Consider the following 13,224-nt stretch of genomic DNA (forward strand, 5'->3'; position numbering starts at 1 on the left):
TGGATTATTATGCGTATCTCTTTGGAAGAAACTGAGGTTATTGCGCCTCATTTAAAAAAGCGTTTGTCGGGAGTGACATCTACGATTATTCAGCTTATTCCACTACAGCGCGAACAGGGGGTGCGTATATCTACTTTGGGATTTGGATTACCACAAAACTTGCCTGCTCTTACCTTTAGGGACCTTTTCGGACTTTGGAAAAGTCCGAAAGGGAAATCATTTCGTATTTGGCATGCACGACGCAATATTGAGATGCTTTGTGGGATCTTTTTACGCGATATCTTGCGAATGAAGCTGAGGCTTATATTCACATCGGCTTCACAACGCCATCATAAGCCTTTTACCAAATGGTTGATTCGCCGTATGGATAGAGTTATTGCTACCAGTACGCATACGGGTGCTTATCTAGAAGTGCCTCACAAGGTTATTATGCATGGGGTGGATGTAAGGCGTTTTACGCCACCACAGACTCTTAATGATTACTTTTCTTCAACAGGATTTCCAGGAAAATATGCGGTAGGATGTTTTGGACGTGTGCGTAGCTCAAAGGGAACAGATTTATTTGTTGATGCTATGATAGCATTATTGCCCCACTATCCTGAGTGGACAGCACTTATTGCTGGTCGTACGACAGAACAACATTATCATTTTGAAAAAGAATTACGCCAAAAGATTGCTAAGGCTGATCTGAATGATCGCATTATTTTTCTTGGTGAGATTCTGGATACACCTTTATGGTATCGTCGTTTATCACTTTATGTGGCACCTTCTCGTACAGAAGGTTTCGGTTTAACACCATTAGAGGCAATGGCATCACAGGTTGCGGTTGTAACGAGTGATGCGGGAGCTTATAAAGAGTTGGTAGTAGCAGAAACAGGAACGGTTGTAAAAGCAGGAGATGGTTCGGCTTTAACGGCAGCGATTGAACTTTATTTTTCTGATGTAGAAAAAACATTAGCGGCCGGAAAGAAAGCTTTAACCCATGTTCGTACTCACTTTCCTTTGGAAAAGGAGGCAATTGAGATTGGAAGTATTTACAAAGAACTGTTTGCGGAAAAAATACTTTAAAATATATTATATCAAAAATCTTCTTGAGGAATGATAAAAAGTGTTTCCTTTAAAGGTTTTTTATGATCATCAAGAAAACATCTCAATTATATAAGTGTTATTTCAAAAAATTTATCATGTCTTTCATATAACGCTATAAGAAGTTCTCAAAGTTTGGGATCAAAGATTAAAAAATCTATAGGTTTGAGAGCGATATATGGCTTATGACAAAGCATACGAGGAGAGAGAAGAATTATTTTAATTCCAGCAATATTTTAGAATGAGAAAATAATACTTTAACTTTTAAAGTCTAGAGATTTATGCACTATCTTAACGCTGTCATGCTAATATTATTACGTTTTGTAAGACTTAAATATAGAGCAAAAAAATTCTTATCTTAAATGAGAGAAAATTTTTGAGGTTTTCTGTAGTATTTTCATGGATAAAATAGTTGTACATATTTTCGGGTAGTAGAAATTCATAAACAAAATGTGCTCTGATTAATATATTGATATCATATAAATAATTTATCTTTGCAATTTGAATAAGAACTTTCAATATCGTATGATTCTTCCATGTCAAATCTGTTTATAGTAAATCAATAAAAACTATACATTTGCACGTCACAATTGGAAGAGAGCATGTGGCGGATAAAAACTATTTAAGAAAGGTGTAAAGAGATTTCTTATAAATTGTCTGAAATGCAGTCTGTTGCACATTAACAGCAGAAAAATAATATGATGGTGCTAATTGTATCTTATGTTGTGGTTTCGGTATGCACTTTATTATTTAAGTAAAAATGATGGGACCAATTATATCTTATACCTTTCATAAGAATTGTTGTGAAATGAATAAGATGAGTATTGTGAGATGTTTTTTAACAAGCTTGTAAATTTGTAATAGAATGCATTCTATTTTCCATAAAGATGTTGTTCTATTAAAGAGAAAAAACACTTTTATCAGCAAATATTCATATTTTTGCATGAGGGATTATTCGTAAAAAAGAATGTTCTATGCGTCCACTTTATTTGATAAAGAAGATCAATAAAGTGAAGTTTTATATGTTATGGCTTTGAGAGTATTGGTATTTGATTGTTTTTGTTGAATTATTTTTATATCATTGATATGATGTTTTGTATGAAATTTTAGGAAATCTTCAGTAGATTGGGTGAGGGGTGAATATTATGACGCATACTGTTCTCGCCTTTTTATCTTGTAAATTTTTTATCATGGTAGCATAAAATACTCTATGCATTAGAATTGTTCACGCCAGAAAGCGGGAATAAAAAGGACGAATATTGTTATGATTTCAAGGCGTCCAGCTAACATTAGAAAACTTAAAATCCATAAAGCATTATCATTGATTGTAGAGAAATTACCTGCAGGGCCAATGATATCTCCAAAGCCTGGACCAACATTTGAAAGTGCGGTTAAGACACCTGTAAAGGAAGAGGTAAAGTCAAGACCGGTTGTAAGCAAAAGTGCAGTGCCGATAACAAGGCAGAACATATAAAGACATACAAAAAATAAAACGGCTTGAGCAACATCGTTTGATATATTTGAGTGATCATAGCGAGCTTTTACGACAACATTAGGAGAAAGAAGTTTTTGTATATTTGTTTGTGTAATACGCCAAAGAATAATAAGGCGATTGATTTTCATACCACCAGAAGTAGAACCAGCACACCCACCTGTAAAAGAAACAATAAAGAAAATTCCAAGCGCAAAGGGGCCCCAAAGTTGATAATCTTCAGCACTGTAACCTGTGGTACTAATAATGGATGAAAGGTGAAAAATGGCATCAAGAAAAACCAAATGGAAAGCGCGATGATCATGAAACCGTAGCCACACTGCTAAAGCAAAGCTGAAAAGGAGAACGATATGGAGAAAAACAATTACTTGTGGATCAAGGAAGCGTTTGGAGTGTCCAGGAAGAACTAATTTAACATAAAGGACGAAGGGTAAAGCAGAAAGCAACATGAAGATTGTTGAGATAATTAAGATAGCTGGTGTATTAGAAAAATAGCCAAAAGAAGCATCGTGAGTCGAAAAACCAGCAGTTGCTACTGTACTCATTGCATGGTTAATGGCATCAAATAAATTCATGCCTGCAGCAAAATAAGAAAGCATACAAGCCAATGTGAGACCAACATAAGCTATGATAATTCCATTAGCAATTTGGTTGATGCGAGGCAATATTTTTTCAGATTTATCAGATGATTCCATATGAAAAAGTCGTACTCCCCCCACACGCAGTGAAGGCAAAATCAAGAGGGCTAAACCGATAAAACCGATGCCTCCAATCCAGCATATGATAGAACGCCATAACAAAATACTTCGCGACAAATTATCAAGACCCGAAAGGACTGTAGAGCCTGTTGTTGTAATTCCAGAGACAGATTCAAAGATGGCACCTGCTAGAGAAATGGGTAGAGGGGAAAGATAAAGAGGTAAGGCACCCACGATGCTTCCTGTGAGCCAAAGACAAACAGTGAGCATAAAACCAAGGCGTGCTGAAAAACGACAAGTAGCCCCCTTAGTTGCTAAAAGAATCAGCGTTGCTAACATGGTGGTTATGGCACAAGAATAGAGAAAGCTTATCCAATTACGATTGTTGTCGTGCAAATCCACAAAAATTGGCAAAAGCATTGCTCCTCCCATGATTAAGGCAAAACGTGCACAGACATTGATAATAAATTGAAAAATGATCGTTCCCTATCTTTGTATCTCTTTTTATTATGGTTTTGTGCTCATAAGAAGTTACATTTTTCTCTTTATAGGATAAGGATTAATTCTTAACATTAGCGCGCCTTGATGAATTGGTAATCAGACCTTTTCATAAAACTTGAAAAGAAGTATACATAACATAATTAGGGCTCTTGAAAAATATTTTTTTAAAAGGCTGCATTCCGTTATCATTTATAGAATAATTAATTTATAATAAAGTGAAGGGGATTTAATGGTACAATCTCATATTCGTCTGCTGATTATTGGCTCAGGTCCGGCTGGTTATACAGCGGCGATCTATGCAGCAAGAGCAATGCTTAAGCCGGTTTTGGTGACGGGCTTGCAGCAGGGTGGGCAATTAACAATTACAACTGATGTTGAGAATTATCCAGGTTTTGCAGATCCCATTCAAGGACCATGGTTGATGGAGCAAATGGCAAAACAAGCTGAGAATATGGGGACAAAAATTGTCTATGATACAATTATAAAGGCTGATTTGTTGAAGTATCCTTTTGTTTTATATGGGGATTCAGGAACACAATATTCTTGTGATGCACTGATTATTGCAACAGGAGCTCAAGCGCGCTGGCTTGGTTTAGAAAGTGAACAGACCTTTATGGGCGGAGGTGTTTCCGCTTGTGCGACATGTGATGGCTTTTTTTATCGTGATAAGGACGTTATTGTCGTGGGAGGAGGAAATACGGCTGTTGAAGAAGCACTTTATTTATCGCATTTGGCTAAAAGTGTAAGCGTGGTTCACAGGCGGGGGCAGTTTCGGGCAGAAAAAATTTTGCAAGATAGGTTGCTAGCTTGTAATAATGTACGTGTTCTTTGGGATCATGTGGTCGAAGAAATTTTGGGGCTACCCGCTCAAGATTCAATGGGCGCTGTTGTAACAGGGGCACGTCTGAAAAATGTTAAGACAGGTCACGAGATGAAAGTGAATGCAGAGGGCATATTTATTGCCATTGGGCATGATCCTGCTGTTTCTCTGTTTGAAGGACAGCTGAAACAAAAACAAAGTGGCTATTTATGGACAGCACCGGACTCAACAGCAACAAGCATTGCTGGTGTTTTTGCTGCTGGGGATGTGACAGATGAAACATTCCGCCAAGCTGTAACAGCTGCGGGAAGAGGATGTATGGCAGCGTTGGAAGCAGAACGGTTTTTGGATATACTCAAGCGTTAGTCACCCATTGAGAACATAGAGAATATAGAGGTAAAATTAATTGTGGCGCCACCGTTGGATTGGGATAAGTTAAGGGTTTTTCACGCTGCAGCAGAAGCGGGATCTTTTACGCATGCTGCTCAAAAACTTCATTTATCTCAATCAGCCGTTTCACGACAGGTTTCGGCTTTAGAACAAGAGGTTGGGGTATCCTTATTTCAACGTCATGCGCGTGGTTTGATTCTTACAGAACAAGGAGAAACTCTTTATCGTACAGCTCATGATGTTTTGATGAAGCTTGAAAGTGTGCGTTTGCAATTAAGTGAAAGCTATGCAAAACCAACGGGGCACTTGCGTGTGACCTCGACCTTTGGAATGGGGGCTGGGTGGATTGCAGAGCGTATGCCAGAATTTCTTAGTCTTTATCCTGATATGCAGGTTCAGCTTTTGCTTTCCGATGAAGAGCTTGATTTGACAATGTGTCATGCGGATTGTGCTGTTCGCTTACATCAACCCAAACAACCTGATCTTATACAAAGAAAACTCTTTACAATTCATATGCATGTTTATGCTTCGGAAAAGTATATTGCAAATTATGGAAAGCCGGAAAAATTGTCTGATCTCGATGAGCATCGTATTATTTCGTTCGGTGAACCGGTTCCACCTTATTTGTCTGGTTTAAATTGGTTGGAAAAGGCTGGTAGAAGTGATGGATCATTGCGCGTTTCAGTTCTACAAATCAACAATATCATCTCAATAAAGAATGCGCTTATGCGTGATCTTGGGATTGCTGTGCTTCCTGATTATATCGTCAATAATGATGAGCATTTAGTGCGTCTTTTTCCTGATATGGTTGATATTCCTTCTTTTGATACTTTTTTTTGTTATCCTTATAATTTAAAGAATTTGGCAAGGTTAAATGCTTTTCGAGATTATATTTTTTTAAAAGCCCGTCAGTGGTCTTTTTAATATTAATATCTTAATTTATAAGGGACAATTAGCTATTTTGCAACTTGAGACTCCCGTAATATTCTTTCGTTTCAAATTTGCCTATATTAAATCAATTAAAATTATTTGTTGCACATTAAAAGTGGAGGGAGTCTGTGCGGGTAAATATTTTTGAAAAGAGGGATAAATGTTTTTTATGAATGCTAGCAACGGTGAGGGTTATTATATATTGAAAAATGGAAAATCGTGTGATGGTGTAGTTAACATTTTTACTATTTAATTAAAGAGAGTGGTACATGATGGAGACAAATTTAAAGCTATGTGTTTATCGCATAGCAGATACGCTTAAGTCTTTATTGTGCTTTTCCTTATAAAATGACATAGAATATTATCTCTTGATTATGTTGCCTCCCAGTTTCGTTTTCTTGAGTGTTCCCTTACGAAGATCTATCAGATTGATTTTATCTCTGAGGATTTTCCAAATTTGCCGGACATATGTCCGGCTTTTTTTTAATTTTTGAAAGAGTCCCTAGAAATTGCAATATATGGGAAGATGATAAAGAAAAAATTTCGAAACTGGCGGATATCCAACAATTTTTTTAAGAATACTAAAATTCAATGAGGAGTTTGAGAGGGGGTATTCTACTGTACTGTAAAAGTCTGTCTTTTAGGAGCGTGATATAAAATATTTAAAACCTTATACATGAAGTGCTTTTTATTAGAATGTGAGATGAATATTTAAGGCAGGTCTTGTTCATAAAGCCTATGAAGTAAATCAAGTAGTTATTAGATAGAACTTAAAGGAAACTGGATTGTTTACACAACGATGGGAGGTGGCTTCTTCTTCATTTTAGGACGAAGAAGAAGCTGAGAAAGAAATAGAAGAGATTTTATTGTAAGGGCCTTTGATTATAAGGGCAATTGTGTTTAAAAGTGCTCGGTCTTTTTTAGAGTTATAAATTGAATGGAGAAAGCAGAATAGGCTTGTCATCTCTTATGATAAGAGACCGATTCATTTATTTGATAGCTAGATTTTTTTGATCTTTATCTACAGCATCTATTTTTGTGTTTATTCATAGATATTTTTGCTGAATCGATAGATTTAGACCATGACGCAGTTTCTGGTATTTTCTCGGATATACTAACATTCGGCAAAAAAACAATCACAAGAGATGATGTTAAAAATTTTAAGTTAAACTGTTGCAAAAGCGCTGGATACGTAAGCAAGCTTCTTCAAGCAGTTTTTCTGATGTTGCATAAGAAATACGAAAAGTTAATCCAAGTCCAAAAGCAGACCCTTGGACGACAGCAACAGCCTCTGTTTCTAGAAGCGCTATGACAAAGTCTTCATCATTCATAATACATTGACCGTTAGGTGTTTTCTTACCAATAAGTCCTTTGCAAGAAGGATAAACATAAAAAGCACCTTCGGGTGTTGGACAGTGAATGCCAGGAGCTTGGTTTAACATGGAAACAACGAGATCACGGCGTGCTTGAAAAATACTTTTATTTTTAGTGATAAAGTCTTGTGGTCCATTGAGAGCTTCAACTGCAGCCCATTGTGAAATAACACTCGTGCCAGATGTTTGCTGGCCTTGAATGGTATCCATAGCTTTAATGAGTTCTTGTGGTCCGCCTGCATAACCGATTCTCCAGCCCGTCATCGCATAAGCTTTAGAAACACCATTCATTGTGAGTGTGCGATCATAAAGCGCTGGTTCTACTTGAGCTGGAGTAACAAAGGTAAAACCCTCATACGTGAGATGTTCATATATATCGTCAGTGAGAATATATACATGAGGATATTTTACTAAAACATCGGTGAGTTTTTTCAGTTCATTATATGTATAAGCGGCACCTGATGGATTTGAAGGAGAGTTAAAGATAAACCATTTGGTTTTTGGGGTAATGGCAGCTTCTAGCTCTTGTGGTTGGAGTTTATAAGAAAATTCCGCTTTTGTTTCTAAAAAGACAGGCGTACCATCGTTAAGTGTGACCATTTCTGGATAACTAACCCAATAAGGAGATGGAATGATGACTTCATCTCCTCTATTCAAAGTTGCCATAAATGCATTAAAGAGAATTTGTTTTCCACCGGTACCAACAATAATTTGTTCTGGTTGGTAAAGAAGGTTATTTTCTCTTTTAAATTTTGCAGAAATTGCTTGGCGCAATTCTGGAATTCCAGATATGGGAGGGTATTTTGTTTCTCCCCTTCGAATAGCTTCAATAGCCGCGTTTTTGATGTTGTCTGGGGTATCAAAGTCTGGCTCTCCAGCACTTAAAGTAATAACATTTCGCCCTAATGCTTTTAAATGACGGGCTTTTTGAGAAGCAGCAATTGTTGCAGAAGGTTTGATACGAGACAGTTTGTCGGCAATAAAAGCCATAATTTAAAATCCTTATATTATATCAAATGATTATTGCTTTAAGAATATTTTATAAGAGATTATATTGTATGCAATAAAAAACTTCCACAATACTCTTACATAGGCTTTATATTCTTCTTTTTTGAGATTTTTGCAAGGTCATTTCTTCTTAGGTTTTATGAAAGATTTATAAGGAAAGATAGAGGAGGTTTGATAAATTGTACAAAGGAGATAAGCAGTCTTTTATTTTAACAAGGTAAAATAATGTTTTATACAAAATAAAAAATCTTCGTCGTTACAGACGAAGATTTCTAAATAAAATATTGCAGAATTTAAACTTTAAAGTGCTGCAAGGTTACCAGCGGCAAATTTTCCTGAACGACGATCTTGAAGAACATCATAAGAGATTTTTTGCCCTTCATTAAGACTGTTTAGACCTGAACGCTCGACGGCAGAAATGTGTACAAATACATCTGCACTACCATCACTAGGCTGAATGAATCCGAAACCTTTTGTTGTATTAAACCACTTAACTGTTCCTGTAGACATAGGAAACTCCTTAGAATATATAATTATATTGAGCATTGAAGCTTTTATCCCTTCAATACGGCTGTAGATCGAAATTAGGTGGGAGAAGTTTCGTCGAAAGTGCAGATTGCACAGGAAAGAAAGTCACGTAACCGAAAATTCGATGAAACCTCTATAAAAGTTTTTAGAACAAAAAGCAAGTCTTAATCAATTTTTATATAAAGAAAAAATAAGAAAATAGTGTACATTTTACTAAGTAGAAAAAAATTCAACTAAAATAACTTTGTAGTGAACGTACCTCAAGGTGCCTTTTTTTGAGTGCTTTGATCGCTTCTACGACGGCTTCGGCTCCAGCTATTGTTGTATAATAGGGAACATTTTGCATGAGTGCTGCATAACGTAATGATTTTGAGTCTGAGATGGCACTGGCAGTGCTAGTTGTATTAAAAATCAATTGAATTTGGCGATTACGAATAGCATCTTCAATATGGGGGTGTCCCTCTAGAACTTTGTTGATTTTTTTTGCTTCAACGTGGTGTTCGGTGAGAAATTTTTGTGTTCCACTTGTGGCGACAACAGAAAAGCCAAGCTCAGTTAAACGTTTTACAGGATTTAAGATGCGTTTTTTATCTTCATCCCTTACAGAAACGAACAAAGTTCCCTCTTTAGGGAGTTTTACACCAGCTCCAAGTTGGGCTTTAGCAAAAGCAAGCGAAAACTCATAGTCAAGACCCATAACTTCACCGGTTGAGCGCATTTCTGGACCAAGAAGTGTATCAACACCTGAAAAACGAGCAAAAGGAAACACTGCTTCCTTGACAGCAATATGTTGTTTTTCCTGCAAAGAAGGTAATCCACCATAAGCTTGAAGAGCATCATGAAGCGTTTCTCCTGCCATAATACGTGCAGCCATTTTAGCAATAGGGCGACCAATCGTTTTTGCAACAAATGGAACAGTACGTGAAGCACGGGGATTGACTTCTAAGACATAAATGGTGTCATCTTTTATAGCATATTGTACATTCATTAAACCGCGAACATGAAGTGCTTGTGCTAATGCTTTGGTTTGGCGCTCTAATTCAGTAACTATTTTATTTGAGAGCGTATGGACTGGTAAAGAACATGCTGAATCACCAGAGTGGATACCAGCTTCTTCAATGTGTTCCATAATACCAACGATTAGTGTTTCTTTGCCATCACAGAGACAATCAACATCTACTTCAATTGCTTCTGTTAAATAGGTATCAAAAAGAAGCGGATTTTTACCAAGCAATATATTGATTTGTCCTGTTGTGTCGTTAGGATAACGGACTTTGATATCTTCTGAAATTAATTCAGGGACACTCTCAAGTAAATAATTTTGTAAGCTACGCTCATCACGAATAATTTGCATAGCACGTCCTCCTAAAACATAAGATGGACGTACAACCAAGGGGAAGCCTAGTTCGTGGGCAATGAGGCGTGCTTGTTCGATGGAGTGGGCAATACCATTTTGAGGTTGTGTTAAATTAAGTTTAAATAACAGTTTTTGAAAGCGATCTCTATCTTCAGCTAAGTCGATAGCGTCAGGTGAAGTACCTAGGATGGGGATGTTGTGTTTTTCTAGAGCGCTTGCCAATTTCAAGGGTGTTTGTCCGCCAAATTGGACGATGACTCCAACCAAATCTCCTTTTTCCTGTTCTGCTTCTAAAATAGCGATAACGTCTTCTGTTGTTAAAGATTCAAAGTAAAGGCGATCAGAGGTATCATAGTCGGTTGAAACTGTTTCAGGATTACAGTTAATCATAATCGCTTCAAATCCTGCATCACGCAGTGCAAAAGCAGCGTGGCAGCAACAGTAATCAAATTCAATACCTTGCCCAATGCGGTTTGGTCCACCGCCTAAAATAGCAATTTTTTTGCGTTCAGAAACGTGTGCTTCCGAGTGCTCTACACCTGCAAAGGGAACTTCATATGTTGAATACATATAGGCTGTAGGAGAAGAAAATTCAGCGGCACAAGTATCAATCCGTTTGAAGATGTGTTTAACATTCAGTGATTTACGCAAAGCTGCGATATAATCGGTTTCTTGTCCGATAAGGGAGGCTAATCGCGCATCTGAAAAGCCCATAGCTTTTAACATACGTAAATTATCTGCATCTTGGGGTAATCCATGAATGCGGATACGCTGCTCCATTTCAATGATGGAGGCTATTTGTTCTAAAAACCACGGATCAATTTTGCTAATTTGGTGAATCTCATTTAAAGGTAAGCCTGTGCGCATAGCTTGAGCAATATAGCGTAGACGATCAGGGCTTGGTATGGCAATGGCTGAGCGTATAGAACTTTTTTCATCACCTTCAGCATGCTCTGGAATCACAATTTCATCAAGACCCGTAAGCCCTGTTTCAAGTCCACGGAGTGCTTTTTGTAACGATTCTTGAAAAGTGCGTCCAATTGCCATGACTTCTCCTACAGATTTCATCGCAGTTGTGAGGACAGGTGATGAACCGGGAAATTTTTCGAACGCAAAACGAGGAATTTTTGTCACAATATAGTCAATAGAAGGTTCAAATGATGCTGGTGTTGCACCGCCCGTGATATCATTTTTTAATTCATCAAGTGTATAACCAACAGCCAGTTTAGCCGCTACTTTGGCAATGGGAAACCCCGTTGCTTTTGAAGCAAGCGCTGAAGAGCGAGAAACACGCGGATTCATTTCAATAACAATGAGGCGCCCATTTTCAGGATTGACAGCAAACTGTACATTGGATCCCCCCGTTTCAACGCCAATTTCACGCAAAACAGCAATCGAAGCATTACGCATACATTGATATTCTTTATCGGTTAAGGTGAGAGCAGGTGCTACAGTGATCGAATCACCAGTATGAACCCCCATTGGATCAATGTTTTCGATAGAACAAACGATGATACAATTGTCGTTCTTATCACGAACAACTTCCATCTCATATTCTTTCCACCCTAAAACACTTTCTTCAATTAATACTTCTGTTGTTGGTGAAGCTTCAAGCCCACGTTCAATAATTTCATAGAATTCAGAGCGGTTATAAGCGATTCCACCACCAGTTCCACCAAGGGTAAATGAAGGACGAATAATAGCTGGAAGCCCAACAACATCAAGAGCTTGAACTGCTTTTGCTGTTGCATGAGCGATATAATGTTGTTTGCGATCAGCTTCGGTATGTCGCCAGTTGCGCTCAAGTTCTTCGAGTGCTTTGTCAAGCGCGGTACCAGAAAGCTTTGCTTTAAGTTCAGCACACGTTTTTGCGTGTTGTTGGCGATTTTCTTCTTTCAGTTCTGTTGCATTGGCTAACATAGAGCGTGGCGTTTCCAAACCGATTTTTGCCATCGCTTGGCGGAATAAAGCACGATCTTCAGCTTTATCAATAGCATCAGCATTGGCTCCTATCATTTCAACATGATAGCGGTCTAAAATACCCATACGCTTTAATGATAAAGCAGTATTGAGGGCTGTTTGTCCTCCCATAGTGGGTAAAAGGGCATCGGGACGTTCATGGGCTATAATTTTGGCAACGATTTCAGGCGTAATGGGCTCTATATAAGTTGCATCAGCTAGATCTGGATCTGTCATAATCGTGGCAGGATTAGAATTGACCAAAATAATTCGGTAACCTTCTTCTTTTAATGCTTTACAGGCTTGAGTACCAGAATAATCAAATTCACATGCCTGACCAATGATAATAGGTCCTGCTCCGATGATAAGAATAGATTTTATATCTGTGCGTTTGGGCATGACTTTTTCCTATGACAAATATCTATGTGCGATTGTTGCAGGCAAAATATTTCAGTTTTGAAGCTACAGTTATTTTATAAGTTAAGTGACAAAGAAAGTAAGCATTAAAATACCTTTTCCATGCTTTTTTTCATAAAATTTAAGATAAATTTCTTTTTTGAGTTGAGTCATCTCGTCAGTCTATCAAAAGTATGACCTTTAATAAAAAATAATAACAGTGCTCCAACAAATTAGAATATTCAATCATACGTCGAGCATAAAAAGTCGGAACATCTTCCCAATACATTGCTTGCATATTTTGTGTTTTATGACGTTGTTTGCCTAAGAGACCCCGCGCTTTTTCTATTGCTTGTAAAACATAAGCCATTATTTATGGTTTGATGGGATTTCGTACAATAAAATGGGAAACTTATCGTGTTGTTCCGTAAAATACTGCTGTTTAGAGCTGTGATATAAGGTATGAAAATTTACCACATTAAGGTGTTTTTTGTTAGAGCGTATGATAAAATTCAGGACCAAATTTGTCTGTAGAGAGCTTATGAAATAAACCATATAAAATGGTTTCAGTTGGAATCTGTTAAATAAACAATAAGATTGTTGATAAATCGGCTCTGGTCGAAGTTTCCGTTTTAGGGTAGGGAACGTCAATCTATAGATGTGTCCGTTTCATAAAAGGGTGAGAG

General features: G+C 37.4%; 8 protein-coding genes. 3 read left to right on the forward strand and 5 right to left on the reverse strand.

Going from position 1 to position 13,224, the window contains the following annotated elements:
* Nucleotides 1–9: 9 nt before the first annotated feature.
* The gene (locus ACFIN0_RS01715; RefSeq protein WP_375607748.1) at nt 10–1,068 is read left to right on the forward strand and encodes a glycosyltransferase family 4 protein; all 1,059 of its coding nucleotides are present in this window, start codon (nt 10–12) and stop codon (nt 1,066–1,068) included.
* A gap of 1,233 nt (nt 1,069–2,301) precedes the next feature.
* Here the strand turns inward: ACFIN0_RS01715 and ACFIN0_RS01720 are convergent.
* Nucleotides 2,302–3,696, reverse strand: coding sequence for a TrkH family potassium uptake protein (locus tag ACFIN0_RS01720; RefSeq protein ID WP_375606332.1), 1,395 nt, complete (start codon nt 3,694–3,696; stop codon nt 2,302–2,304).
* 310 nt (nt 3,697–4,006) lie between these two features.
* On the opposite strand from ACFIN0_RS01720, the gene trxB reads away from it, so the two are divergent.
* Together trxB and ACFIN0_RS01730 are read left to right on the forward strand one after the other, a co-directional pair.
* Nucleotides 4,007–4,963: a thioredoxin-disulfide reductase gene (gene trxB / locus ACFIN0_RS01725; protein WP_375606331.1), complete on the forward strand. Its 957-nt coding sequence runs from the start codon at nt 4,007–4,009 to the stop codon at nt 4,961–4,963.
* Between the two features lie 42 nt (nt 4,964–5,005).
* Entirely contained in the window at nt 5,006–5,911 is a 906-nt protein-coding gene (locus tag ACFIN0_RS01730) for a LysR family transcriptional regulator (protein ID WP_273791217.1), read from the forward strand.
* Between the two features lie 1,166 nt (nt 5,912–7,077).
* Here ACFIN0_RS01730 and ACFIN0_RS01735 read toward each other — a convergent pair.
* From ACFIN0_RS01735 to ACFIN0_RS01750, 4 genes are all read right to left on the reverse strand, one after another.
* On the reverse strand, nt 7,078–8,280 hold the full coding sequence (locus tag ACFIN0_RS01735) for a pyridoxal phosphate-dependent aminotransferase (RefSeq protein ID WP_375701786.1): 1,203 nt from the start codon (nt 8,278–8,280) through the stop codon (nt 7,078–7,080).
* Nucleotides 8,281–8,598: 318 nt separating this feature from the next.
* Nucleotides 8,599–8,808, reverse strand: coding sequence for a cold-shock protein (locus ACFIN0_RS01740; protein ID WP_012754908.1), 210 nt, complete (start codon nt 8,806–8,808; stop codon nt 8,599–8,601).
* Between the two features lie 247 nt (nt 8,809–9,055).
* Nucleotides 9,056–12,541 (reverse strand): carbamoyl-phosphate synthase large subunit, encoded by a 3,486-nt coding sequence (gene carB / locus ACFIN0_RS01745; protein WP_375610131.1) that lies wholly within the window; start codon nt 12,539–12,541, stop codon nt 9,056–9,058.
* Between the two features lie 175 nt (nt 12,542–12,716).
* Complete coding sequence (locus tag ACFIN0_RS01750) at nt 12,717–12,908, reverse strand: hypothetical protein (RefSeq protein ID WP_375610132.1); 192 nt, start codon at nt 12,906–12,908, stop codon at nt 12,717–12,719.
* Nucleotides 12,909–13,224: the final 316 nt, after the last annotated feature.

Origin of the sequence: Bartonella sp. AA89HNZF, assembly GCF_042196905.1 — a bacterium.
In the GTDB taxonomy this organism is placed as follows: Bacteria; Pseudomonadota; Alphaproteobacteria; order Rhizobiales; family Rhizobiaceae; genus Bartonella.

Excerpts from the sequence above, each read along its gene's own strand:
- ACFIN0_RS01750 (WP_375610132.1), bottom strand. The coding sequence starts at position 12,908 with ATGGCTTATGTTTTACAAGCAATAGAAAAAGCGCGGGGTCTCTTAGGC.
- ACFIN0_RS01720 (WP_375606332.1), bottom strand. The coding sequence starts at position 3,696 with ATGCTTTTGCCAATTTTTGTGGATTTGCACGACAACAATCGTAATTGG.
- trxB (WP_375606331.1), top strand. The coding sequence starts at position 4,007 with ATGGTACAATCTCATATTCGTCTGCTGATTATTGGCTCAGGTCCGGCT.
- ACFIN0_RS01740 (WP_012754908.1), bottom strand. The coding sequence starts at position 8,808 with ATGTCTACAGGAACAGTTAAGTGGTTTAATACAACAAAAGGTTTCGGA.
- ACFIN0_RS01735 (WP_375701786.1), bottom strand. The coding sequence starts at position 8,280 with ATGGCTTTTATTGCCGACAAACTGTCTCGTATCAAACCTTCTGCAACA.
- carB (WP_375610131.1), bottom strand. The coding sequence starts at position 12,541 with ATGCCCAAACGCACAGATATAAAATCTATTCTTATCATCGGAGCAGGA.
- ACFIN0_RS01715 (WP_375607748.1), top strand. The coding sequence starts at position 10 with ATGCGTATCTCTTTGGAAGAAACTGAGGTTATTGCGCCTCATTTAAAA.